At 66.2% G+C, this 23,288-nt stretch carries 25 protein-coding genes; 6 read left to right on the forward strand and 19 right to left on the reverse strand.

Annotation, left to right across the window (positions count from 1 at the left end):
* Window positions 1-9 precede the first annotated feature (9 nt).
* Entirely contained in the window at window positions 10-795 is a 786-nt protein-coding gene (locus tag LKD76_RS29690; protein WP_227984679.1) for a 2-keto-4-pentenoate hydratase, read from the reverse strand.
* A gap of 143 nt (window positions 796-938) precedes the next feature.
* Between LKD76_RS29690 and kstD the strand changes: the two genes are divergently transcribed.
* Together kstD and chsH3 are read left to right on the forward strand one after the other, a co-directional pair.
* Window positions 939-2,648, forward strand: a complete 1,710-nt coding sequence (gene kstD / locus LKD76_RS29695) for a 3-oxosteroid 1-dehydrogenase (RefSeq protein ID WP_308188601.1) — start codon at window positions 939-941, stop codon at window positions 2,646-2,648.
* A gap of 146 nt (window positions 2,649-2,794) precedes the next feature.
* Window positions 2,795-3,658 (forward strand): enoyl-CoA hydratase ChsH3, encoded by an 864-nt coding sequence (chsH3, locus tag LKD76_RS29700; protein ID WP_227984681.1) that lies wholly within the window; start codon window positions 2,795-2,797, stop codon window positions 3,656-3,658.
* An 83-nt stretch (window positions 3,659-3,741) separates the two neighbouring features.
* Here the strand turns inward: chsH3 and LKD76_RS29705 are convergent, their stop codons facing one another.
* The 3 genes from LKD76_RS29705 to LKD76_RS29715 form a co-directional block, all read right to left on the reverse strand.
* Window positions 3,742-3,990: a DUF2283 domain-containing protein gene (locus LKD76_RS29705; RefSeq protein ID WP_227984682.1), complete on the reverse strand. Its 249-nt coding sequence runs from the start codon at window positions 3,988-3,990 to the stop codon at window positions 3,742-3,744.
* 439 nt (window positions 3,991-4,429) lie between these two features.
* Complete coding sequence (locus tag LKD76_RS29710; protein ID WP_227984683.1) at window positions 4,430-5,125, reverse strand: RibD family protein; 696 nt, start codon at window positions 5,123-5,125, stop codon at window positions 4,430-4,432.
* Window positions 5,107-6,459 (reverse strand): helix-turn-helix domain-containing protein, encoded by a 1,353-nt coding sequence (locus LKD76_RS29715; RefSeq protein ID WP_504828450.1) that lies wholly within the window; start codon window positions 6,457-6,459, stop codon window positions 5,107-5,109. The genes LKD76_RS29710 and LKD76_RS29715 overlap by 19 nt, the downstream gene beginning before the upstream one ends.
* Window positions 6,460-6,858: 399 nt before the next feature.
* Here LKD76_RS29715 and LKD76_RS29720 point away from each other — a divergent pair, with 399 nt between their 5' ends.
* The 3 genes from LKD76_RS29720 to LKD76_RS29730 all read left to right on the forward strand — a co-directional run bounded on the left by LKD76_RS29720 (window position 6,859) and on the right by LKD76_RS29730 (window position 8,969).
* Window positions 6,859-7,212, forward strand: coding sequence for a hypothetical protein (locus LKD76_RS29720; RefSeq protein ID WP_227984685.1), 354 nt, complete (start codon window positions 6,859-6,861; stop codon window positions 7,210-7,212).
* Window positions 7,213-7,728: 516 nt separating this feature from the next.
* A complete protein-coding gene (locus LKD76_RS29725; RefSeq protein WP_227983165.1) occupies window positions 7,729-8,049 on the forward strand; it encodes a transposase in 321 nt (106 codons plus the stop codon).
* Window positions 8,049-8,969: an IS3 family transposase gene (locus LKD76_RS29730; protein ID WP_227983164.1), complete on the forward strand. Its 921-nt coding sequence runs from the start codon at window positions 8,049-8,051 to the stop codon at window positions 8,967-8,969. The genes LKD76_RS29725 and LKD76_RS29730 overlap by 1 nt, the downstream gene beginning before the upstream one ends.
* A 282-nt stretch (window positions 8,970-9,251) precedes the next feature.
* Here LKD76_RS29730 and LKD76_RS29735 read toward each other — a convergent pair whose 3' ends face one another.
* Entirely contained in the window at window positions 9,252-9,953 is a 702-nt protein-coding gene (locus LKD76_RS29735) for an NAD(P)-dependent oxidoreductase (protein ID WP_227984686.1), read from the reverse strand.
* Between the two features lie 95 nt (window positions 9,954-10,048).
* Here LKD76_RS29735 and LKD76_RS29740 point away from each other — a divergent pair, with 95 nt between their 5' ends.
* Window positions 10,049-10,816 (forward strand): TetR/AcrR family transcriptional regulator, encoded by a 768-nt coding sequence (locus tag LKD76_RS29740; protein ID WP_227984687.1) that lies wholly within the window; start codon window positions 10,049-10,051, stop codon window positions 10,814-10,816.
* Between the two features lie 175 nt (window positions 10,817-10,991).
* On the opposite strand, the gene LKD76_RS29745 is transcribed toward LKD76_RS29740, so the two are convergent.
* From LKD76_RS29745 to LKD76_RS29810, 14 genes are all read right to left on the reverse strand, one after another.
* Window positions 10,992-11,612, reverse strand: a complete 621-nt coding sequence (locus LKD76_RS29745; RefSeq protein WP_227984688.1) for a PIN domain-containing protein — start codon at window positions 11,610-11,612, stop codon at window positions 10,992-10,994.
* 51 nt (window positions 11,613-11,663) lie between these two features.
* On the reverse strand, window positions 11,664-12,137 hold the full coding sequence (locus LKD76_RS29750; protein WP_227984689.1) for a helix-turn-helix domain-containing protein: 474 nt from the start codon (window positions 12,135-12,137) through the stop codon (window positions 11,664-11,666).
* 449 nt (window positions 12,138-12,586) lie between these two features.
* A complete protein-coding gene (locus LKD76_RS29755; protein ID WP_227984690.1) occupies window positions 12,587-13,036 on the reverse strand; it encodes a hypothetical protein in 450 nt (149 codons plus the stop codon).
* The gene (locus LKD76_RS29760) at window positions 13,033-14,307 is read right to left on the reverse strand and encodes a DUF58 domain-containing protein (protein WP_227984691.1); all 1,275 of its coding nucleotides are present in this window, start codon (window positions 14,305-14,307) and stop codon (window positions 13,033-13,035) included. Before LKD76_RS29760 ends, LKD76_RS29755 begins: the two co-directional genes overlap by 4 nt.
* Window positions 14,304-15,266: an AAA family ATPase gene (locus LKD76_RS29765; protein ID WP_227984692.1), complete on the reverse strand. Its 963-nt coding sequence runs from the start codon at window positions 15,264-15,266 to the stop codon at window positions 14,304-14,306. The genes LKD76_RS29760 and LKD76_RS29765 overlap by 4 nt, the downstream gene beginning before the upstream one ends.
* 29 nt (window positions 15,267-15,295) lie before the next feature.
* The gene (locus LKD76_RS29770; protein ID WP_227984693.1) at window positions 15,296-15,799 is read right to left on the reverse strand and encodes a hypothetical protein; all 504 of its coding nucleotides are present in this window, start codon (window positions 15,797-15,799) and stop codon (window positions 15,296-15,298) included.
* Window positions 15,796-16,737: a DUF4129 domain-containing protein gene (locus LKD76_RS29775; protein ID WP_227984694.1), complete on the reverse strand. Its 942-nt coding sequence runs from the start codon at window positions 16,735-16,737 to the stop codon at window positions 15,796-15,798. The genes LKD76_RS29770 and LKD76_RS29775 overlap by 4 nt, the downstream gene beginning before the upstream one ends.
* A 181-nt stretch (window positions 16,738-16,918) precedes the next feature.
* Window positions 16,919-18,034 carry a cell division protein ZapE gene (zapE, locus tag LKD76_RS29780; RefSeq protein ID WP_227984695.1) on the reverse strand — a complete coding sequence of 372 codons (1,116 nt, stop codon included), beginning with the start codon at window positions 18,032-18,034 and terminating at the stop codon, window positions 16,919-16,921.
* Window positions 18,035-18,241: 207 nt separating this feature from the next.
* Window positions 18,242-18,397 (reverse strand): hypothetical protein, encoded by a 156-nt coding sequence (locus LKD76_RS29785; RefSeq protein WP_227984696.1) that lies wholly within the window; start codon window positions 18,395-18,397, stop codon window positions 18,242-18,244.
* 87 nt (window positions 18,398-18,484) lie between these two features.
* Window positions 18,485-19,660 carry a lipid-transfer protein gene (locus tag LKD76_RS29790; protein WP_227984697.1) on the reverse strand — a complete coding sequence of 392 codons (1,176 nt, stop codon included), beginning with the start codon at window positions 19,658-19,660 and terminating at the stop codon, window positions 18,485-18,487.
* Window positions 19,657-20,079, reverse strand: a complete 423-nt coding sequence (locus LKD76_RS29795) for a MaoC family dehydratase (protein ID WP_227984698.1) — start codon at window positions 20,077-20,079, stop codon at window positions 19,657-19,659. The genes LKD76_RS29790 and LKD76_RS29795 overlap by 4 nt, the downstream gene beginning before the upstream one ends.
* Window positions 20,076-21,026, reverse strand: a complete 951-nt coding sequence (locus tag LKD76_RS29800; RefSeq protein WP_227985466.1) for a bifunctional MaoC family dehydratase N-terminal/OB-fold nucleic acid binding domain-containing protein — start codon at window positions 21,024-21,026, stop codon at window positions 20,076-20,078. Before LKD76_RS29800 ends, LKD76_RS29795 begins: the two co-directional genes overlap by 4 nt.
* A gap of 21 nt (window positions 21,027-21,047) precedes the next feature.
* Complete coding sequence (locus LKD76_RS29805; RefSeq protein WP_227984699.1) at window positions 21,048-22,217, reverse strand: acyl-CoA dehydrogenase family protein; 1,170 nt, start codon at window positions 22,215-22,217, stop codon at window positions 21,048-21,050.
* Window positions 22,202-23,281 carry an acyl-CoA dehydrogenase family protein gene (locus tag LKD76_RS29810; protein WP_227984700.1) on the reverse strand — a complete coding sequence of 360 codons (1,080 nt, stop codon included), beginning with the start codon at window positions 23,279-23,281 and terminating at the stop codon, window positions 22,202-22,204. Before LKD76_RS29810 ends, LKD76_RS29805 begins: the two co-directional genes overlap by 16 nt.
* Between the last annotated feature and the right edge of the window lie 7 nt (window positions 23,282-23,288).

Below are 23,288 nucleotides of genomic sequence, written 5' to 3' on the forward strand. Positions count from 1 at the left end.
AGATCTCCCTCAGCTGAATTTCACACGGACGGAACCGAGTCCAGCGAACTCGGCATGGAAGTCGTCACCCGGACGGGCGTCGATCGCGCGGGTGCAGGAGCCCGGCAGCACGATGTCACCGGCCTTCAACCGCACCCCGAACGAGGCGACCTTGCGAGCCAGCCAGGCCACCGCGGTGGTCGGATCGTCGAGCACCGCATCGCTGCGGCCCTCGGCGACCACCTCGCCGTTGCGGGTCAGCGTGGCGTCGATCGCCTTGATGTCCAAGCGATCCGGCGCGACCCGCTCGGACCCCAGCACCCAGCCGGCGGAGGACGCGTTGTCGGCGATGGTGTCGCACAGCGTGATGTTCCAGTTCTTGATGCGGGTGTCGATGAGCTCGATGGCCGGGGCGTAGGCCACCGTCGCGGCGAGCACATCGGCCTCGGTGCACTCCTCACCCGGCAGGTCCGCGCCCAGGACGAAGCCGACCTCGACCTCGACCCGCGGGAACAGGTACTTCGAGGTGTCGACGGGAACGTCGGAGAACACCTGCATATCGGCCAGCAGATGCCCGTAGTCGGGCTCGTCGACGCCCATCATCTCCTGCATGGCCTTCGACGACAGCCCGACCTTGTGCCCGACCACCTTCGCGCCGTCGGCCAGCCGCCGCCGGATGTTGACGAGCTGAACCTCGTAGGCGTCGACGACATCGATCGCGGGATACCGCGGGACCAGCGGATCGATCGGCACCCGGTCTCGTTCGGCGACCGCGAGCTCCGCGGCCAGTTCGTTCCGTACCGCGTCGGACAGCACGCTTGTTCCTTCCATCGGGGCGCTCGGTTCGGGGACCAGCCGGTTACCGGAACACAAACTGAAACGAGTTTTCCTGCATTTTCTCGTGTCAGCAGTCCCATCTGCCAGACCAATATAGACCGAACCTGACCCGATTCTATAACGTGTTCTACATGACTGATCGGGAATACGACGTGGTGGTGGTCGGCAGCGGCGCCGCCGGAATGACCGCCGCCCTCGCCGCCGCGCACCACGGCCTGCGTGCGGTGCTCATCGAGAAGGCCGCGCACTACGGCGGCTCGACCGCACGTAGTGGTGGCGGCGTGTGGATCCCGGGCAACAAGGCGCTCAAGGCGTCCGGCCGGCCCGATGACCGGGAGGAGGCACGCCGCTACCTGCACAGCATCATCGGTGACGTGGTGCCGAAGGAGAAGATCGACACCTACATCGACCGCGGTGCGGAGGCCTTCGACTTCGTCCTCGATCACTCCCCGCTGAGGATGACCTGGGTGCCGGGCTACTCCGACTACCACCCGGAGGCCCCCGGCGGTCTGGGTTCGGGGCGGTCCTGCGAGCCGAAGCCGTTCAACCTGAAGGTGCTCGGCGCCGAGGCGGCCAATCTGGAACCGCCCTACGCCAAGGCTCCGCTCAACGTCGTCGTCATGCAGACCGACTTCGTCCGCCTGAACCTGATCAAGCGCCATCCGAAGGGCATGATGCGCGCGATGCGGGTCGGCGCCCGCACCTACCTGGCGAAGTTCACCGGCAAGCAGATCGTGGGCATGGGCCAGGCCATTATCGCGGCGATGCGCAAGGGCCTGCAGGACGCGAACGTCCCGGTGCTGCTCAACACCCCCCTGACCAAGCTGATCACCGAGGACGGCCGGGTCGTGGGCGTGGAGGCCACGGTCGACGGTGAGCCGACCGTGTTCAAGGCCCGCTACGGCGTGGTACTGGGCACCGGCGGTTTCGAGCACAACGCCGAGATGCGCACCAAATACCAGCGCCAGCCCATCACCACCGAGTGGACCACGGGTGCCGCGGCCAATACCGGTGACGGCATCCTCGCGGGGATGGAGGTCGGCGCCGATATCGGCTTCATGGAGGATTCCTGGTGGGGGCCGACCATCTTCAAGGGCGGCAAGCCGTGGTTCGCCCTCGCCGAGCGCAATCTGCCGGGCGCGATCATGGTCAACGCCGACGGGAAGCGATTCGGAAATGAGTCCGCTCCTTACGTCGAGGCCGTGCACACCATGTACGGCGGCAAGTGGGGTCAGGGTGACGGTCCGGGCGAGAACATCCCCGCCTGGCTGGTGTTCGACCAGCGCTACCGCAACCGCTACATCTTCGCCGGGCTACAGCCCGGCCAGCGCTTTCCGTCCCGCTGGATGGAAAACGACAACATCGTCAAGGCCGACTCGATCGCCGAACTCGCCGAGAAGCTGGGCGTGCCGGCCGAGAACCTGGCCAATACGGTGACCCGCTTCAACGCCTTCGCCGAGAAGGGTGTCGACGAGGACTACGGCCGCGGCAAGAGCCACTACGACCGCTACTACGGCGATCCGACGGTCAAGCCGAACCCGTGCCTGGCGGCACTGGTGCAGGGACCGTTCTACGCGGCCAAGATCGTTCCCGGCGACCTCGGCACCAAGGGCGGCCTGGTCACCGATACCGCCGCGCGGGTGCTGCGCGAGGACGGCAGCGTGATCGAGGGCCTGTACGCCTCCGGCAACTCCTCGACTCCGGTCATGGGTCACACCTACGCCGGCCCCGGCGCGACCATCGGTCCCGCGCTGACCTTCGGCTACCTCGCGGTGATGGACATCGTCGAGAAGGCGAAGCAGCAGTCGGCGGCCGCCGCGAGCGGTCGGTAGGGAATATTTCCGGTGAGTGAGACCCGGTCCGGCCACCGGATCACGCCCGTCCACCATGGACGGACCGGGGCCGCGCGGCGCGGAATCCGATGCCCGCGCCGCGTGGCCCCGACCTCTCGCGGCACCGCACCAGAGTAGGAGAAGGAATGCCCATCGATCTGAAAACCGCTCTGGGAGCGGAACTTCCGAGCCAGGAGTTCGCGTGGACTCCGTCGGATGTGCAGTTGTACCACCTCGGCCTGGGCGCGGGTGAGCGCTGGACCGACGCCGGCGAGCTGCGCTACCTCGACGACAAGCAGCCACAGGTGCTGCCGACATTCGCGACCGTGGCCCCGACCATGCGGGTCACCGAACCGCCGCGGGTGAGCTACCCGGGGGTGGAGATCGACCTCGCCAAGGTGGTGCACGGCAGTCAGGAGATCGTGGTGCACCGGCCGATTCCGGCCGAGGGCAAGGCGACCGCGACCGGACGCGTCACCGAACTGTGGGACAAGGGTTCCGCGGCCGTCCTGACCCGCGAACTGACCATCGTCGGCTCCGACGGGGAACCGCTGTGGACCGACCGCTCCTCCATCTTCGCCAAGGGCGAGGGCGGCTTCGGCGGTGAGCGCGGACCCAGCAACAAGGTCGAATTGCCCGATCGCGCACCGGATTTCGAGGTGCTGACCCCGACCCTGCCGCAGCAGGCGCTGCTGTATCGCATGTGCGGTGACCGCAACCCACTGCATTCGGATCCGGCCTTCGCCGAGGCCGCCGGATTCCCGAAACCGATCCTGCACGGCCTGTGCACCTACGGCCTGGTCTGCAAGGCCGCCACCGACACGGTGCTGGACTCCGACGCGAGCCGGGTCGCCGGATTCCGCGCCCGGTTCGCGGGTGTGCTGTTCCCGGGCGAGACCATCCGCTCACGCATCTGGCGTGCGGGGAACGAGTTGATCATCGGGGCGACCGTGGTCGAGCGTGAGGACGCGGCGGTGCTGGGCGATGTGCGGTTGACTATCGCCGACTGAGTCACCATCGAATGACGAACCGCCCGACCGGAATTCCGGTCGGGCGGTCTCAGTTCAAGTCAGTACGCGCATCGCTGGTGACTCTACGATTGATTGTTGCCTTCATCCAGATTCCGCAATGAACGCGGCATTTGGGTTTCGGCATCGAGCAACTCGATCTCCATGAGTTCACCATCTTCGGCGAACCGCAGGGTTCCGACGAGGTGTTCGCCGTCCCGGACCGGCAAGGTCCACCGCGGGCGGTCACTTCTGCCGAACTCGATTGAGGCGGCGTTGGACTGAGGATCCCGCGACACCAGTAACGGGGGCCTGACGTTGCACGTCTCGGTCATATCGCTCTTTCAGCTGGTTCCACCTGGCGAGCCCCCCTGAATCTGGCTACCGACCTCGACATGACAAGGCTCATTGCCTTCCCCCTTTTGTTCTGAACTGTGAACAATTGCAGAACGGCCGCGGCCTCTCCCTGGCCCGAAACTGTTCTGTCACAGGCTTTGCCGGCAATCCGCGCCGATCGGTTCCCAAGTTTCAGGAAGAAATTTCCCAGCGTCGCGCAGTCGGACGGAACATGCTGCGCGACAACCTACCCCAGAAGCTGAATGTCACGAGATCATCTTCTACGGGATCTGTAGTCGGGCGAGCGAGGGCGGGCGCGGCGAGTCCGTAATCGATCCCGGCCAGTGCACGCGGACGGCGGCGCCGCCCGGTGGTGGGGACCGCGATGCGTCGAAGGCATGGCGACGGTCGCCGTGCAGCAGATAGGCCAGCGAGAGATCAATTGCCGTCGGACTCGGCTTTCGGGAAGTACCGGAGGAATGCGACGTCACCGATCTGGGTCACATCGACCAGCTTCATCCGCCTGCGTGACCCGCCAGGGAACTCGGCCGGATTGACGAACCGGGGTGCGTCGGCTTGTCCGACGAGCAGCGGGGCGACAGCGAGATGGAGTTCGTCGGCCAGACCGGCGGCGAGTACAGCGGTGTGAATACTGGTGCCGCCCTCGATCATCATCCGGCCGATGCCGCGGTTGCCGAGGTCATCGAGCATGGCACCGAAATCGACTGCCGTGCCCAGTGATACGACGACGGCAAGGTCGCCGAGGCGGTCGCGGAGTTTCTCGGCACCGGCGTCGGTGGTGTAGGCGATCGGAATGCGTTCCTCGACGCCGAAATGCCAGAAGCGGGCGGCCGGGTCCAGGTTGCCGGAGCCTGTGACCACGACCTTCTGTAGGTGCGCGGGTTCACCTGCCGCGGCGCGGGCTGCCAGGCGTTCGGGGTTTTTGATGATCAGGCGTGGGTTGTCGCGGCGCAAAGTTCCCGCGCCGATGAGGATGGCGTCGCACTTGGTGCGTACGACTTCGACGCGATCGAAGTCGGCCTCGTTGGACAGGTAGAGCCGTTCGGGGATGGTGTCGTCTATGTAGCCGTCCACGCTGACCGCGACAGACAGGACTACGTACGGTCGGGGCAAAATGCTGCCTTCCACTGCTGGAATTCGTCGACGAATTCGCCGACGCCGGTCTGGGTGCTCGCGGGATCAATCATGCCCGCCAGGGTGATCACCCGTTCCATGATGCGTCCCGAACCGGTGGCCGCTCCGATCTGTAGGGCCTGGGCGCCCAGCGCCGCCGCAGGCTCGATATGCCCAGCGGACATGTGTGCGACAGCCGACCGCGCAAGATAGACCCCACGATCACGGGGATAGCCGGACTGCATCCGCGCAGTCGCCTGGTCGAACTGCATGATGGCAGCAGTGTGGTCGCCCTGGATGGTGAGGCTGTGGGCCTGGTAGGCGTCGATGTAGGAGTGATCCAGGAAAAATCCCCACGCGGGATCGGTGTCGGCCTGGTCGACCAGCGTGCGAGCGGCGTCGTAGGCACGGGCGCTCGCGATCGGGTCGCCCTCGAGTGCGAGGGCGTGCGCGTTGTAAGCCACGGCGGCGGCAGTGAACAGCGAGGCACGGGGGGCGACGCGGGTGGCAGCTTGGGCGAGTTCGGCACTGCTGGCGCCGTCGCCTCGATCCGAGGCCAGTTGACCCATCCGCACCAGCGACAGCCCGATGTAGTAGTTGTCGCCGAGCTGCTGCGACCAGGTCAGGGCTTTCTCAGCCCAGCGCTGAGATTCGGGGAACATGCGCTGGTCCTGGTACTGCCATGCCGCCGTTTCGGCGTACATGGCCAGAAGGTGCAGAATGACCTGGGAATCAACAACTTTCGCCTCTCGCAGTGCCTGCATGCGTTCAAGTGAGGTGAGCACGTCGGGCAGGGTGCTGGCAGATCCGTAGATGTTGTCGGACTCGATGATGTGCATGCGCTTGTCGCGGAAAAACTTGATGTGGTCGATGTCGGTGTGGGTGAACACCGCAGCCAACGACTTGCTGGACAACGCGACACTCGCGGCCATGCCGACGGCACCGGCTCCGACACCGGCGACAAATGCCCGGCGCGGCACGGACACCAGAACCACCTCTCCCGCGGCGGTACGGGCCGGCACTTGAATGTGATCGGAGTCGGCGCCGGATTCCGACGACGCACCCAGCTGAAGTCCAGCCTCGGTGCCGGCCGTATCCGGAATACTCGAGAGCGACCAAAACCGTTCGGCGACAACAGTGTCGACTTCGCCGATCTTGCGGTCCATCCGCGCGGCGTATGGAGCGCTCAGCTCGATGGTTTCCTTACGCCGTTCCCACTTCTTCACCGCATCCACGGACACTCCGGTATAGGCCGCGAACACCTCGCGTTTCATCCCCAACGCAGCCCGAAAAGCGGCTACCTCCCGCCCTGTCCATCGTCCAACCGTGCGCATCGGTTATGCCCCCAGTCACGTGTCGAGTGCACCGAGCGTACCCCTGGCGTACCCCCTCCGTACCTGTTGTGACCTGCGTTGTCACGCAATAGTTGAACCAGCCCCGCCGCCGGGTGCCGCAAACCTCGGCGGTGGGTGCGAACCAATTCCCGTACCGAAAGCGAGCCGATCGTGAGGACCGCTGCACTCACCGAACTACTGACCAACCGCCAGTACTCAAACGACGATATCGGAGGGCAATCGTGATCACGTTGACAATCGGCGGCCTAGCGGCGGCAACCGGGATCTATTTCGCCATTGTGCTTTGGCCTCAACGCATTCCAAAGGATCGCGGTGTGGCAGCGATTCAACGCCGGGTCGAATCCGAGCGTCGGACCCATAACCCACGAGGAACCACCGATGGACGCTGACGACCCGCCCCGCGCAATGGGTTACGTGTGCATCGACCTGGTGAAGACTGTCACCGGCCTGGACCTCCGGGCCCGGCAGGTCGCCACGCGACTCGGCTACCAGTACGCCGGACTGTGCCGCAGCACCACCCTGATCGTGCCCGCCGCACTGCTGGATCACGTCACCACGCACAAGATCGAACTGCTGATCGTCCCCGACCTGATGCACTTGCGCGGACGGATACCGGCTGAGCTCGCCGATCTCACCGACATCTACGACCTCGCGGCCAACCGAACCTACGAAAGAGAAGGGGCGTACGCGCCCGACGAGGGCCACCGCGCGAACCCGCTGGAGGCACGGTGATGGCTATCAGACCTTCACTGCCACAGAGACATCCGTCCGGCACGACTACAGCGTGCTGGTCGCCAGTCCTCGCCTCGTTGGACAGCCTGCTCGCTGCTCTGCGGGCGTGGCAGCCAACCGGGCTACCGCCGGCGCCTCCCACAGAGCGGGACATCCTCGCGCGGGCAGATCTCGGAGCAGCGCTGGCAGATCTCGAGCCCGATGCGCGTGGAAGCGCCGACTGAAAAGACTCGCCCGTGATCCAACGGGCAGATGTACAGACAAGGCGGGGGAAGGATGCGAGAGGGAACTGACATGCCTTTGACTCAGGGACGATACGGCGACAACCCCGACCATCACCGCCTGTTCTGGCTGCGCCACAACGCAACCCGGCTGTTTCGTTCACTGCGGCGTTATCCTCGCGACAACGGCGGTGGGTACACGATGCACAGGGAAAACACGGCGCGTGGTGAGGTTCACCCTGAGTAGTGGACACCGACTTGGCAGGATCATCGATCCTGCTGGAAGGATGTTCGCATGTCTCGCAAACGCCGGTCGTTCACGACCGAGTACAAGGTCGAGGCCGCCCACCGGGTGATCGATTCCGGACGCACCGTCGCCGAGGTCTCCCGCGAACTCGGCATCCACGAAAGCCTGCTGGGGCGCTGGGTCGCCGACGAACGCCGCCGCCTCGACGCCGCCGCCGTCCACGGTGAGAAACCGCTGTTGCCAGCGGAACGCGAAGAGCTGCTCCGGTTGCGGAAACAGGTCGCCGAGCAGGACAAGGACATCGCGTTCCTGAAAAAAGCTTCGGCGTACTTTGCCGCGATGCAGCAGAACCGGCCCGGTTCGAACTGATGGCCAAGTACGCCGGCCCCGACGACATCGAGACCGCCGGCACCAGCCGCTGTGAGGGACAACGATTCTCGATCCGCCGCATGGCTCGCTTGCTGCGGGTATCGAAATCCGGCTACCACGCGTGGGTGAACCGTTGCGCGGCAACGTTTCCCACCGGCCGGCAGCAACGGCGAGCCGACCTGACCGCAAAGATCGTCGAGGTCCACGCCGAGTCCGCCGGCACTTACGGGTCGCCCCGCATCACCGGCGAATTGCGTGATCAGGGCGAGCGGGTCTCGGCCAAGACGGTCGCGAAGATCATGGCCTCTATCGGGCTGGAAGGCATCAGCCCGCGTACGTTCAAGGTGCGAACCACCGTGCGAGATCCGGCCGCGTCGTTCCCGCCGGACCTGGTGTCCCGCCAGTTCGACCAGGGCCGTCCCGACGCGGTATGGACAACCGATGTCACCTACCTGACCTGCGGAGAAGGCGACATGTTCCTCTGCGCGATCCGGGACGGGCACACCCGTCGCGTGCTGGGCTACAGCATCGCCGACCACATCGGTGCCGACATGGTCACCGCCGCTATCGACCATGCGGTGGCGGCCCGCGGCGGCCGGGTCGAGGGCACGATCCTTCATTCGGACCGCGGTGGTGAGTTCACCGCGCATCTGACCACGCTGGCCTGCGCCCGGCACGGGCTGCGGCGGTCGATGGGGGCGACCGGAATATGTTGGGACAACAGCGCATCCGAATCGCTGTGGTCGAGTTTCAAGCACGAACATTACTACCGGCACGCCTATGCCACGAAGACAGAACTTATTGCCTCGGTTGACAATTGGATGGACTGGTACAACAATCGCCGTCGGCACTCGTCGATCGGTAACGTCAGTCCCGTCCGTTTCGAGCAGTCACTGACAATCGCAGCCGAAGCTGCTTAAACCCCTGTCCACCATTCAGGGTGAACCTCATGGGTGCTGCGGCCGGTGTCGGGATAGCACTCGCTGCGTTGGATCACCCCACCATCGGACAGCGTGCGCTCGGTACCCGATCGCGGCGCCGCATTGGATCACTACGCGGCAAAACTCGGAGTCTGACGCACTCCGGCCCTATCCAGAATGCGCGCCGATGAGGGAACCTTGGCGGCGCAAGAAGTCGACAACAGCCCGGCCGGAATCCAAGAATTCCGATCGAACGGTCGCCGCCCCCGAGACACCGCCGGATCAGTACCCGATCGTGAACCGGCGCTGCACGAAACGAGGGTCCTCGATCTCGTCCACCAGAGCCACCGCTGCGTCCGCGAACGAGATCCGGCTGCGGCCCTCCGCATCGACTACCGGCTGGTCTCCGCCGATGCGGAAGCGACCGGTGCGCTCGCCGGGGCCGATCTGCTCGGCAGGGCTGAGGTAGGTCCACCGGCGGTTCGATGTGCGCAGCACCTGCAACGCATCGCGGTGCCCGCGGACGGCGACCGCGTAGCCCCGGGGCAGACCGGCGCCGTCCAGAGTTTCGTGCAATCGATCGTCATCGTCGGCGGTGGTCCGGCCGGGTGCGTATTCCAGACTGCCGGCCCCGCCCACGACGATCAACCGGGTGCGCGGGTGGGTGTCGAGGGCACGCAGCAATGTCCGTGCCACCGTGGCGTACACGGTCGGATCGGCGATGGACTGCCGCACCGTCGCCTCGAAATCTGTTGCGGCATTGCCGGGTTGATAGCAGCTGACCAGCACGTCCAGCCCCGGCAGCTGGGCGGCGATCGCCTCGCTGTCGAAGACGTCCAGCTCGGCCCAGGTCAGATTGTCGTGCGCGACCACAGCGCGCGAAATGTCGCGGGTGAATGCCCGGACATGGTGGCCGCGCGCGAGCGATTCGCCGACCAGAGGCTGTCCGATATTTCCGCTGGCGCCGATGATGCCGATGAACACAAGGTCCTCCTCGATTTCCGCACTGCGTAATAAAACTATACGCCGTGCAGTGTATGAGTGTCGTGCAAATATCGCCGGATGGGTAGGGTTCACCCATGGGAACTGCCACGCCGACGCGGCGAGAACGGCGCCGATCGGAGACGTCGGCGGAGATCAAGCAGGTCGCACTGCGGCTCATGGCGGACGGCGGCCCGGCCGCGATCACACTGCGCGCCATCGCTCGCGAAATGGGCATGACGGCCAACGCGGTGTACAGCTACTTCGAAACTCGCGACGATCTGGTCACGACGCTGATCGGTGATGTGTACGCGGAACTTGCCGACACCCTGGAAACAGCACGCGACGCCTACCCCGCCGATGCCGCCGCGGACCGAATCATGGCTTGGGCGTGCGCCTTTCGAGACTGGGCGCTTGCCAATCCCGAGGGCTTCCGCCTGATCTACGGCGATCCGATACCCGGCTATCGAGCACCCGAGGGCGGCGCCGCACCGACCGCCGAGCACCGGGTGTGCGCCGGGCTCACCGGGCTCGCGGCGGGCGCCTGGCCGCACGCCGAAAACGCTTATGCGGACAACGGATTCACCTGGTCCGACTTCGAACCGAAACTCGTCGCCGAGGTGCAGCGGGACTTCCCCGGGCTACCGCCCGCCGCGGTGGCGATCGCCTTACGCATCTGGGGCCATCTGCACGGCCTGGTCTCACTCGAGATCCTCGGCCACCTGCGCTCGCAGACGACGAACCCGGACAAGCTCTACCGCAACGAGATCGGCCACCTCATCCGCGCATTGGGGCTCGATCCACAGGCCGGCCGAACAAGTTCCGAGACGATTCGGCCGATCGCCTCGAACAACGAAACCGTTTGACGGAATTTCCGGTCGGGCGGTTCGAGTCAGGATGCCGATCTATGCGACCCGACGGGCTCGATCACGATCCCGCGGTCCGCAGGCAACCGCATCACGGCCGCCCGCTCGATAGGTGTTCGGCGGTCAGGGGCTGTCAGCACTGCCTGGTGTTGTCAGCCCTCGGCACCGGGTTCGATCAAGACGGCGAGGGCAGGAGTGCGTCGAGGTCGATCTCTTGAAGGTGCCGCCGGACCCGCTCGGCAAAGCCCCGTGCTCCCGCAGATTTCAGTCTCTCAGGCAGTGACACTTTATTGGTTCTGCTCTTGCGTAGGTGGTAAACGAGCTGTTGCTCGGTCACCGCTCGGACCAGAGCTGGGTTCGAGTCGTCGACGAGTTCGAAGAACTCACCCGCCTTGTAAATCTCGTACGGCAGGTCATCGATTCCTGCGAAGTCCTTGGCGTTGCCTGTCAGCAGGATGTCGACGTTGGCATGGACAGCGGCGCAGTGGACGTGTGCGTCGCCTACATCTGGATAGGCGACGCTCTCGTCGATCGTGTAGCCGGTAACCCATCCTGTCCTGAAGGAGTCTTCGAGCCTGCGCCGAATGCCGCCTATCTGCGCGTCGCTGTGCAGGGGAAATTTCTTGCGCAGGTGGTAATGGAACTCGGTCATGATGTCGTCGGTCCACATCACCTCGAACATCTCGTTGCCGGGGTCGAGGTAGAGCAGCGCTAGCCAGTCCCGAAGTGTCTGGGAGAAAAGAACATTGGCATCGACGAGCACACTTGTACCCCGCCCACTGACCATGACCGCCATGATACTGACGAGCGTGGCAAAGACTGCCGGTTCAATGGCATCGGCAACAGGTCAGTCCGTCATGCCCAGCTCGTCCTCGAGTTCACGCAGCTGATCGAACGAATCACGCTGTGCCACACGCTGACGCTCTCTGTGTTCGAGGACGTCCCGGCTGAAAAGCCTCGTGTGCGAACCGACCTTGTGAGCGGGCAGCACCTGCTCTTTGACCAACTTCATCAATGTCGGGCGTGAGATTCCGAGCATCTTCGCGGCCGTCGTGGTGGTCACCTCGTTGGGGACGCTCCCGACTGTCACGGTGCACCCGCGGCTGACGAGATCGAGGATCTGTGAGACCAGAGAGGTCAACTGAGCCGGCATCTCCACGATGTCGCCACTGCTGAGCCCCACAGTGATGCTCTCTCCGCCACCAGCCACGGCGGCGCCTCGCGCCTGCTGGATGCGATCTTTGAACGCTCGAGCTTGCTCAACTTCACTTGCACCGATCGAAAGGACTGCCTTCTCGTCGCGAATCAGTGACACGCTCATGGGCCCGAACTCCCTCCGCTTTCGCAGGTACCACCTGAACTTAGCGTCTTGCACTTATAAGTGCAAGCACGTTGTGGATGGAATCTCTCGAAGCCAAACCGCTGCTCAAGCCAGCCGAGCGGCCCATCGCATCACCTCGAACGACGACAATCGCCCGCCCGGAATTCCGGGCGGGCGATTGTCGTACCGGTTGCACTCGCATTCGGGGTTTCCGCCGAGATCGGTCATCCCGGCCGGCGCACACCCACTGCGCCCGCGATCGGCGTCGACTCAGTCCGGGAAGCCGTTGGCGAACAGGGCCGCGATCGCGATGGCACAGATGACGGCGATGATCGGGATAATCCACATGCCGTCAGACTACAAGACGTAGTAGAAAACCACGACATCGCGTAGTAGTGCAACATCGCACATCCGGGCGCCCCGGAAGCCGGCGCCGAACCCCGGCGCGACTAGGACGTCTCGACGACCTCAGGCTCTCGCCGCTGCACCACCAAACCCTGGACTATCAGGGCATACAGGGTGATCACCAGGATCGGAGCGGCCAACGGCAGCCAGGCGAGCCGGCCCGGAATCAGGCTCGCGAGGACCGCGGCCGCGGCGAATCCGAGCGCCCCGACGACGGATGGCAGTGTGGTAGGAACCACACCGTCGGGGGCGTGCTGAGTGGCGGTGTTCAGTAGATAGGTGGTGGCCACCAGACCGGTGCCCGCGGCCGCCAGCGAACCGGTGTCGGCCCACGCCAGCGCACCGAGCGCGATCAGCACCGCCACCACCGCCACGCTCCGGAACCGCCACCCGGCGACCACCGCGACGAAGACCGGAACTCCGGCCCACGGCAGCACGATCGCCACCGCGGTGGTCAGCAGCAAGCCGGACAGGACTGCCAGAAATCTCGTCATCGCTTCACCCGCACCAGCCGCCGATGTTCGGGAACCAACTGCATCGCCTGATCGAGCCGGGCGCCCTCGGGCCAGGCCACGATGTCCACCCCCACCGTGCCCATATCGCGGTACATCGCGGTCCGCTCCAGCTGCCACATCCGGGCGAGCGTCGGATCCAGCCCCTCGGTGAACGGCGGACCACGCAGCACGTCGACCACCACCACGGCGTGTCCGCGCTTGCGCAGATCGATCAGTGCCAGCGCGAATTCGGTATCCAGCAGCGTCGAGAACGCGACCACGATCGCGCCGAGCGGCACCGCGGTGTGCGGGGCCAGCGTTCCGACGTTGGGGATGTGTTCGTCACCGACACCGAGGACGGTATCGACGATGCGATAGAACTGGCGACGCCCGATATCGGGGCGCAACCAGCGTGGTGCGCGGCCCAGACAGACCACCGCCGTCCGGTCGCCCGCCTGCAGCGCCGTCTGCGCCACTTGCGCGGCGCCGCGCACCGACAGCTCCATCGAATCCGAGGCCGGGCCAGGCGCCTGCAGCGAGGTGTCCACCAGCACGACGACATCCGCCGCCCGGTTGGTGAGCCGTTCGGTGACGTAGAGCCGGCCGCGGCGCGCGCTCACCGGCCAGTTGACGATGCGCAACTGATCGCCGGGCGCGTAGGCGCGGATATCGGCGTACTCCACCCCCGGGCCGTGCCGGCGGGTCAGGTGGGTGCCGATCCGTTCGGGAAGTTCGGTGCGCGGCATGCGCATTCGCTGCGGATCCGCGACCGGATACACATACACCTCCCCAGCCGGGACGGTCGCCGACGCCAGCGCCAGACCCGCGGGACTCAGCGCGGTCAGCCGCACGGTGACCGGGTAGCGCCCCCAGCGCGAGGTGGACAGCGCCAGCCGCAGCCCGGCCGGTGCGGGCCCGGAGTCCGACTCCTCCTCCACTCGCAGCTCCAGACCGGCCGCGTCCCCGGGCCGGCAGCGCAGCAGTGCGTGCCCGTGTTCCACGAAGGCGGCGACCTCGAGTTCGATCTCCTCGGACTCGAAGCAGCGCAGTATGCCACCGCCGTCGACCTGAACCCTGGTCCGCGACAACTGAATCGGCGCGGTGGCCAGCACGCCCAGCATCGGTGCCGCGAAAACGGCCAGCTGCCAGCGTTCCAGCATGATCGCCGGGACCAGCGCCGCGGCGGCGGCCACCGCCAGCATGTACACCAGCGGCGCGGGCCGCCAGCGCAGCTCGACCTCGGTGGCCGATCGGGTGTCGCGATGTCTCATGTCACCGTCGCGCGAGGTACCGGCAGCCGCCGCAGCAGTTCGGAGATCACGTCCTCACCGCGGATCCGGCGCACCCACATCTCCGGGCGCAGGGTGATCCGGTGCGCCATCGCCGGAACCGCCAGTGCCTTCACATCTTCCGGGATCACGTAGTCGCGTCCGAGCAGCAACGCCCGCGCCCGCGACATCTGCACCAGATCCAGTTCGGCGCGCGGGCTGGCGCCGACCTCGACCTGCGGATGGCCGCGGGTCGCGGCGGCCAGCGCGACCACATAGGTGACGACATCGGGATGTACGGTGACGAATTCGACCGCGTGCCGCATCTCCTGCAGGCCCTGGGCATCCACCACCTGCCCCACCTGCGGGATGGCCGCACCACGCTCGAGACGGCGCCGGATCATCTGGGTCTCGTCCTTCTCCGACAGATATCCGAGGCGTAACTGCATCGCGAACCGGTCCAGCTGCGCCTCCGGCAGCGGATAGGTGCCCTCGTACTCGATCGGATTGTCGGTCGCCAGCACGACGAAAGGCTGTGGCAGCGGGAAGGTTTCACCGTCGATGCTGACCTGGCCCTCGGCCATCGCCTCCAGCAGCGCGGCCTGTGTCTTGGGCGGAGTGCGGTTGATCTCGTCGGCGAGCAGCATATTGGTGAACACCGGCCCGCGGCGGAAATTGAAACGGCCCGAGGCCATGTCGTAGATGGTCGATCCGATCAGGTCCGCAGGCAGCAGATCCGGAGTGAACTGCACTCGGGTGAAGTCCAAACCCAGTGCGGCCGCGAAGGATCTGGCGATGAGCGTTTTGCCCAGGCCCGGCAGATCCTCGATCAGGATGTGGCCGCCCGACAGCACCGCGATCATGATCAGCTGCAGCTCATCGCGCTTGCCGACCACGACCCGGGCTATCTCCCGCAGCACCGCATCGGTGCGTTTGATGGTCACATCCAAAGGTGTCGTCATATCCGATCTCGCACTAGTTCCAACCCATTTCACATGTCCTGCAGACGGCGCAGGATCTCGTCCAGCGCGGTCCGGCCGGGCGCTCGCGAGGTCTGATCCCGCGGCGACGAATTGGCCGGATCCACCCAGCGCCACAATTCCGGGCCGAATTGCAGCTTTCCGGCAACCTCGGTGGCCTTGCGGTTCTTCGAGATTCGATGTCCGCTGGACAGTTCGAACTCCTTGGCCAGCAACGGACGCAGGTAGCGGTCCCAGTCGGCCCGGGTGCCGTCGGCCCGGGTGGCGAGCATCTGCGCACGCGCGTGCCAGCGGCTGAGCATCTCGGCCGGACCGTTCTCGAACTCGTGATCGTCCTCATCCGAGACCTGTTGTGCCCGTGCGCGTTCGACCAGCGACCACAGCAGCCACACCAGTGCGCCGAGGACCGGCACGCCCAGCAGCACCGGCAGCAGTTCGCGCTCGTTCTGCAGGCCGATCACCTCGATGGCCGCGATCACCACGACCGCGAGGACGACGATCGTCACCCGGTTCACAGCCGGGCTCCCTGCAGGTCCGCGAGCACGATGCGCAGCAGTTGTTCGGCCCGCATCCGCTGCCATTCCAGGATCGAATGCGGACTGAACCGGGCCTCCTCGAAGAGGGTGACCAGTTCCCGGGCCGAGGCGTCGTGCAGCACACCGCGGTCGAAGGCACGGGCCAGCACCTCCGAGGGGGTGTCCGAGATCAGCGGTGCGACCTCCCGCGCCTGCGCCAGACCACTTTCCATGGCGACGTAGCAGGCGATGATCGCGATGCGCGCATCCTTACCGGAGGCCATCATCGCGGCCAGCCCCATTTCGGCCACCTGCGCCAGCGATACCGGCGCGTCCGTGGGCGCCGGGGCGGCCGATGGCTGCGGACGGCCGCGACGATCGCGGGCGCCGAATGCCACCACCCCGAGGCCGATGATCGCGACGGCGACCAGCGCGGCCGCGGCGGCCGCCACGAATATCAGTGCGTTCCCGCTCAATTCCGGTGTGCCGGAGAAGGGCTGCGCGGGCGCCGGGGTGGTGGGCTGGGGCTGCTGCGAGGTCGCCGGAGAAGCCGGATTCGGTTGCGGTGTGGCCTCGCCGCCGTGGCCCCCGATCAGGAGGTACAGCGCCCAGACCACCGCGGTGAGCACCGCGCCGACCGCGACGGCGATCAGCACGACGATGCCGAACCGGCTCAGCCGGAACGGGCGGTCACTGTCGCGGTCCACCTCGGGCATGGCCAGCGGGAGACGGTGCTGACTGGTGAGAACCCCCGCCAGCAGGATGACCACCGACACCAGCGACAGCACCGGCATGAGGGCGACGGTCACCGCCGAGGGCGGCGACACGACATGCGGGCCGCCGGTCCCCGGAAGGTATCCGCGTAGCGCGAACACGACACACGCCATCAGTGCGATCAGCCCGATCGCGCGTGGTATCGCCGCTCTCACCCCGGCCACGGGCCTCTCCCAGCAAACATCCGAACAGCACAAACTCCGCACATCGTTACATGCCGAACGGTCCGCGAGGAGGGAAATCGGGACACCGGGCGGGGTCCGATTCGCTATTCGTCCCCGAATAGCGGCCGAGCGGTCCGGAAACTGTGATTACGCACAGTTGACAGGGCATTTCCGGGCACGCTCATCCAAACGGGACCGCTTCACTTCCGGGCGGGACGCACGGCCGCTCAGCGGCGGTTCGAGGATGGCCATCCAGTTGTCGCAAACGGCTGGCGATACGGTCCAGATCCCGGACTCCGGGGGCATCGCCGAGCAGGTCCGCCAGCGGGACGCGGGCATGGAGGGTCAGTTCGAGATCAGCGTCGTAGAGCACATCGATCAGGTTGACGAAACGCGTGGCCCAGTCCACCGGCACCGACCGCAGCGGCGGTACCTCGCACACTGTCCAACGCGGATACGTCCGGGCCAGGGTGAGGAAATCGCCGGAGGACAGCGGGTTGGCACAGATCTCGGCGAAGTCGATCACCAGTTCGTTTCCGGCGCGGCGGGCCGACAGCATCTGGTGTGCGATCGGAATCCGGACTGCGCTGTCGCCGCAACCATCCACATCGACACGATCATCATGAGCGTTGCCGGAACAGTCACCGACGACGTAGCGTCCGGCGGTGAATCCGGAGCGATGCGTCGTCAGCAGGCGATAGTCCTGCGCGCCGTCCACCGACACCACATCGAGATGATCGCGCAGCAGGTCGATAGTGGGCTCGAACTTCGCGTGCACGAGCGGATTCGGTAGCAGATTCTCGGGTGGATAGTTCGAGGTCGCCACCAGTGTGATGCGCCGATCGAACAGGGTCCGCAGCAGCCGATCGAGCAACATGGCATCGCCGATGTCGTGGACATGGAATTCGTCGAAACAGATCAGCTCGGCCCGGCCCAGCACCGCGTCCACCGCTGCCGGCAGCCCGCCGCCCGCGCCCACCGCGCGATGCAGACTCGCGAAGAATTCGTGAAAATGATAGCGGCGCTTGTGCTCCGAGGTCACCTCGGCGAAGAAGTCGTCCATCAACATGGTTTTGCCGCGGCCGGGGCGGCCGTACAGATACACCCCGCGGGGGCGGCGGTGCCACCTGCTGTCCAGACGGCGCGCGACCTGCCGCAGACATTGCGCGGCGTACAGCTGATCGGCGTCCAGCGCGATATCACCGATCCCGGCGCCGACCCGAGCAGCTGCACCGCCCGGTGCGCCTTCACCCAGACTTTCCCTGCCGCCCAGGAATTCTCGGGCGGCATCCGTCACGCTGGGAACGATATTCACCGAATCCGCCGTATACATACCGCCTGCTCCCTCTATCTCCGCAGCATTACTCTATATTTATAGAGGGCAGGTGTATGCGACGGGACAAAGGGTGACGACATCCACAGCAGGCCGACAGAGAATGTGGATCGCCTCGGAGGTCACTTGCTGGTTGCGGCCGGCGGCGAAAGCGGCGCGCACGATCCCGGCTCAGTAGGGGCCAACGGCGAAGAAAACCGCATTCGGTCTGCGGAATTCGAACGGCAGTTCGTCATCCAACCAGTCCTGCTCGACGCCTCCATCGAGGTGTCCGTCGCCCTCCCCCACGATCACACGCCATGTCAGTGGCTGCAGTTTTGCGGCCACTGTTCGATATCGGTCGGCCGATACGACGAAGGCCGTGCATCGAAATTCGACGCACGGCCTCGGCCTTCACCTCGTTCACACGTCCCATCAGACGGCGGTCAGCACCAGCCCCGAGGTCGGCACGCCGGTCCCGGCGGTGACCACGATATTGCTCAGGCCCTCAACCTGATTCACCGAGGCGCCCCGGATCTGGCGCACTCCTTCGGCGATGCCGTTCATGCCGTGGATGTAGGCCTCGCCCAGCTGGCCGCCGTGGGTGTTCAGCGGCAGCCGGCCACCGATCTCGATCGCACCGTCGGCGATGAAATCCTTGGCTTCGCCACGGCCGCAGAAACCCAGCTCCTCCAGCTGCATCAGCACGAACGGGGTGAAGTGGTCGTAGAGAATGGCGGCCTGCATATCCTCGGGCCGCAGCTCGCTCTGCGCCCACAGCTGGTCGCCGACCAAGCCCATTTCCGGCAGGCCGGTCAGCCCGTCGCGGTAGTAACTGGTCATCACGTACTGATCGGCGCCCGACCCCTGGGCGGCACCGGCGATCAGGGCGGCCTTGTTGGGCAGATCCTTCGCCCGCTCGGCACTGGTGATCACGATCGCCACGCCGCCGTCGGTCTCCTGACAGCAATCCAGCAGATGCAGCGGCTCGGCGATCCAGCGGGACGCCTGATGATCGTCGAGGGTGATCGGCTTGCCGTAGAAGTGGGCGGCCGGATTCACCGCGGCGTGTTTGCGGTCGGCGACCGCGACCGCGCCGAAATCCGTACTGCGCGCGCCGTATACGTGCATGTAGCGCCGGGCCACCATGGCGACCTGGGCGGCCGGGGTACCGAGGCCGTGAGTGTAGGAGAACGCGTTGTCCACACCCGAGGAGCTCGGATTACCGGTGGCCAGATGAGTGGCGAACTGCCCGAAGCGGTTTCCGGATCGCTCGTTGAACGCCCGGTAGGCCACCACGACATCGGCGATACCCGTCGCCACCGCCATCGCCGCGTGCTGCACGGTCGCGGCGGCCGCGCCACCGCCGAAGGGGATGTTGCTGAAGAACTTCAGGCTCGGGATACTGGTGGCGCGCGCGACGGCGGCCTGGGTGTTGGTATCCATGGTGAAGGTCGTCAGGCCGTCCACGTCGGCGGGGGTGAGACCCGCGTCGGCGAGTGCGGCGGTGACGGCCTCGGCGGCCAGCCGCAACTCACTGCGGCCGGAGTCCTTGGAGAAATCGGTGGCGCCGATACCCACGATGGCGGCGCGACGGCTCAATCCCGTCACTGGCGTGCCTCCTGAAGGGAGATAACGGCTTTCGCCGAGATATGGTCGCCGAGGCTGTCCTTGCCGACCACGTCGATGGTGATGTCGGCCCCGTCCACGGCCGCCACGGTCCCGGTCAGGGTCAGGGTGTCACCGGCGTACAGCGGCACGCCCAGGCGCAGCGCGAGGGACTTCACGATGGCCTTCGGACCCGCCCAGTCGGTGACGAACCGCTGCACCAGACCGGTGTCGGTGAGGATGTTGACGAAGATGTCCTTGGATCCGCGCTCGACCGCCTTGTCGCGGTCGTGGTGCACGTCCTGGAAGTCGCGGGTGGCCAGAGCGGAGGAGACCACGAAGGTCGGATCGGCGTGGATCACCAGCTCCGGCAGTGTGGTCCCGACCCGGACGGTCGCGGGAGCGGACAGGTCGGAAGTCATCGCACGGCCTTCCAGTAGGGCACGGTGTTGTCGTCGTCGAGCTGCTGGAAGCCGACCTCGACGGGCAGGCCGACCTCGACCTCGGCCGGATCGATACCGCGCAGTTCACCGAGCATGCGCACACCCTCTTCGAGCTCGACCAGGGCCACCACGTACGGCAACTGCCGGCCGGGCACCTTGGGCGCGTGATGCACCACGAAACTGAAGACGGTGCCGCGTCCGGAGGCCACGACGTAATCGGACTGCTCGGTGTGGTCCTTCCACAGCGCCGGAACGGGCGGATGCTGCAGCGAGCCGTCGGGCCGCTGCTGGATCCGCAGCTCGCCGAGTTTCACACCCTCCCAGAAGAACTCGGTGTCCTTCGAGACAGTGGGCCGGACCCGCTTCGCCAGATCGTCGGCCGAGATCTCACCGGGCGCGGAGGCCGCGGGCTTCGCGGTGCCGGGCGCGAACTTCAGCATCCGGAACACCATCTCGGTGACCGGTTCGTCGTCGACGTACCAGGTCAGCAAGTAGGTGGCGAACCAACCCTCACCGAGCCCGGTGCGCTTGGGCCCCACCAGATCCCCGAGCCGGGTGCGGGCCACGGGGCGTTCGCCGGGACGCAGGTAACGGTGATAGGTCTGCTCGCAGTTGGTCGCCACCACCGAGGTGTAACCGGCGGCGTCGAGCAGATCGTTGACCGCGTTCATCGGATCGTCGGCGGGGCGGGCGCCGTGCAGACCGGGCATGGTCCACACCTGGGCCATCGCCGGCGGCGCCACGATGCCCGGATGCCCGGCGGCCCGTGCCGCCTCGTCGTCGACATAGATCGGGTTGGTGTCGCCCAGCGCCTCGACCCAGTTGTTGATCATCGGCTGGTTCACCGGATCACGGCCCCGGCGCGGCGCGCACTCCCCCGCCTGCTGGATCTTCTCTCCGGCGGCGATGATGTCTTGCGCCGTCATGGTTTCCGGCACGCGAAACTCCTATCTCGGTACTCGGGGCAGGCGCAGGCCCATCTGCGCGATGAGCTCGCGCATGACCTCGTTGACGCCGCCGCCGAAGGTGACGACCAGGTTCTGCTTGGTGCGCTTGTCCAGCCAGGTCAGCAGTTCCGCGGTGGACGCGTCGGCGGGATCGCCGAATCGGCCCACGATCTCCTCGGCCAGACGGCCCGCCTCCTGCAGTGCCTCGGTGGAGAACACCTTGGTCGCCGAGGCGTCGGCGATCACATCGCGCTGATCGGCGTCGGGACGTTCCATGTTCGACGCGACCTGCCAGTTCAGCAGTTCGTTGACCCGCACCATCGCGTGCAGCCGGCCCAGTGCGCGCCGGACCTCGATCTCGTCCAGTACGTCCTGCCCGGCCGCCCAGTCGCGGACCCGGTGGTAGAGCTGGTCGATCTTGCCCGAGGGCCCCAGGCTGACCCGCTCGTGATTGAGCTGGGTGGTGATCAGCTTCCAGCCGCCGTTCTCCTCCCCGACCAGCATTTCCGCGGGGACGCGGACGTTGTCGAAGTAGGTGGCGTTGGTGTGATGCGCCCCATCGGCGGTGATGATCGGCGTCCACGAGTAGCCCGGATCGGTGGTGTCGACGATCAGGATCGAAATGCCCCGGTGCCGGGACTCGACCGAGCCGGTGCGCACCGCTAGCCAGATGAAGTCGGCCTCGTGCGCACCCGTGGTGAACACCTTCTGCCCGTTGACGATCCAGTCGCCGCCGGCGTCCTTCACCGCGGAGGTGCGCAACGCCGCCAGATCCGTACCGGCGTCCGGCTCGGAGTAGCCGATGGCGAAATGGATGTCACCGGTGAGGATTCCGGGCAGGAACTTCTTCTTCTGTTCCTCGGTGCCGAACGACTGCAGCGCCGGGCCCACTGTCAACAGCGTCACCAGCGGCACCGGCACATCGGCGCGCACGGCCTCGTTGTAGAAGATCTGCTGTTCCAGCGGACCGAAACCCTGGCCACCGTATTCCTTCGGCCAGCCCACACCGAGCCAGCCGTCGCGGCCCATGCGCTTGACCACCGCGCGGTAGGCGTCGCCGTGACGGTTGACCGCCATCTCGGACTCCTCCTCGGGAGTGACGAGATCGGCGAAATACGCGCGTAATTCGTCGCGCAACTCGTGCTGTTCTGCGGTCAGATCGATGTACATCTGGCTCCCAACCGGTCCAGCCGGAACGACGCACCGCCGAGCCAGCGGGCGATGTCCTTGGCTTGTGAGTAGTAGCGGTGCAGCGGGTGCGTCACATCGACACCGATGCCACCGTGCAGGTGATGACACTGCTGCATGGCCGCGGGCAGCTCGGAGGCCACACAGAACGCCAGCACGTCGAGATCGTCATCGACACGGTCCAGGTGTTTGTCCCCACTGTAGTGTTCGCCGCCGACGGTTTGCGCCAACGACCAATTCGCGGATGTCGCGGCCACCTGCAGGGTGCGCGAGACCACGTAGATGTCGGCGATTTCCTGTGCCACGGCCTGGAATTCGGCCAGCGGACGGCCGAACTGCTGCCGTGTCCGCAGATGTTCCGAGGTCAGCGCCAGCACACCCTCGAGCAGGCCGTCGGCGACCGCGCCGATGGTGGCCAGCGCGACGCGGTGCAGATCCACGAGCGGGATGTCCAGCAGCTGTGCCGCCGGGATCACGGTGTCGTCGAACCGCACCGAGAATTCCGGCGCGCCGGTAGAACTCGGGCTCTCGGTGCGGGTGATGCCGTTGGCGTCGCCCGCGATCACCGCGATACCGCGGTCGGTCGGCACCAGCATCCACTGCGCCTGTTCGGCATAGGGCACCGCGATCTTGCGACCGCTGATACGCACCGAATTCCCGTCCGCCACCGCCGTGGTCTGCGGTTCGGCCACGAACGGCGCACCCGGTTCGTGCAGGGCGGCGGTCAGCACCGCGCCCTGGGCGACGGCCGGAAACACCTTGCCCGCCAGCTCGTCCCCGATCCGGCCGACCAGCGGCAGCACGCCGAAGCCGAGGGTCGACAACGCCGGCACCGCGACCGCGTCGGTGGCCAGCTCGGTGAGCATGGTCGAAACCTCGAGCAGTCCCATCCCGTCGCCGCCGTGCTCTTCCGGCAGCGGCAGCGCCAGCAGTCCGCTGTCGACGAGCGCGGGCCACAACGCGAGATCGCGCGCGCTGTCGTGCTCGAGCAGGCTCACGACGACTTCGGCGACCGCGTCCTGACTCTCGTCTCTGGTGAAGTCCAATGCATTG

Origin of the sequence: Nocardia spumae, assembly GCF_020733635.1 — a bacterium.
GTDB lineage: Bacteria > Actinomycetota > Actinomycetes > Mycobacteriales > Mycobacteriaceae > Nocardia > Nocardia spumae.

Excerpts from the sequence above, each read along its gene's own strand:
- LKD76_RS29765 (WP_227984692.1), bottom strand. The coding sequence starts at position 15,266 with ATGACGACACCTTTGGATGTGACCATCAAACGCACCGATGCGGTGCTG.
- LKD76_RS29720 (WP_227984685.1), top strand. The coding sequence starts at position 6,859 with ATGGACGCTGACGACCCGCCCCGCGCAATGGGTTACGTGTGCATCGAC.
- LKD76_RS29725 (WP_227983165.1), top strand. The coding sequence starts at position 7,729 with ATGTCTCGCAAACGCCGGTCGTTCACGACCGAGTACAAGGTCGAGGCC.
- LKD76_RS29730 (WP_227983164.1), top strand. The coding sequence starts at position 8,049 with ATGGCCAAGTACGCCGGCCCCGACGACATCGAGACCGCCGGCACCAGC.
- LKD76_RS29795 (WP_227984698.1), bottom strand. The coding sequence starts at position 20,079 with ATGACTTCCGACCTGTCCGCTCCCGCGACCGTCCGGGTCGGGACCACA.
- LKD76_RS29800 (WP_227985466.1), bottom strand. The coding sequence starts at position 21,026 with ATGACGGCGCAAGACATCATCGCCGCCGGAGAGAAGATCCAGCAGGCG.
- LKD76_RS29760 (WP_227984691.1), bottom strand. The coding sequence starts at position 14,307 with ATGAGACATCGCGACACCCGATCGGCCACCGAGGTCGAGCTGCGCTGG.
- LKD76_RS29750 (WP_227984689.1), bottom strand. The coding sequence starts at position 12,137 with ATGAGCGTGTCACTGATTCGCGACGAGAAGGCAGTCCTTTCGATCGGT.
- LKD76_RS29705 (WP_227984682.1), bottom strand. The coding sequence starts at position 3,990 with ATGACCGAGACGTGCAACGTCAGGCCCCCGTTACTGGTGTCGCGGGAT.
- LKD76_RS29715 (WP_504828450.1), bottom strand. The coding sequence starts at position 6,459 with ATGCGCACGGTTGGACGATGGACAGGGCGGGAGGTAGCCGCTTTTCGG.
- LKD76_RS29745 (WP_227984688.1), bottom strand. The coding sequence starts at position 11,612 with ATGGCGGTCATGGTCAGTGGGCGGGGTACAAGTGTGCTCGTCGATGCC.
- chsH3 (WP_227984681.1), top strand. The coding sequence starts at position 2,795 with ATGCCCATCGATCTGAAAACCGCTCTGGGAGCGGAACTTCCGAGCCAG.
- LKD76_RS29755 (WP_227984690.1), bottom strand. The coding sequence starts at position 13,036 with ATGACGAGATTTCTGGCAGTCCTGTCCGGCTTGCTGCTGACCACCGCG.
- LKD76_RS29740 (WP_227984687.1), top strand. The coding sequence starts at position 10,049 with ATGGGAACTGCCACGCCGACGCGGCGAGAACGGCGCCGATCGGAGACG.
- LKD76_RS29805 (WP_227984699.1), bottom strand. The coding sequence starts at position 22,217 with ATGTACATCGATCTGACCGCAGAACAGCACGAGTTGCGCGACGAATTA.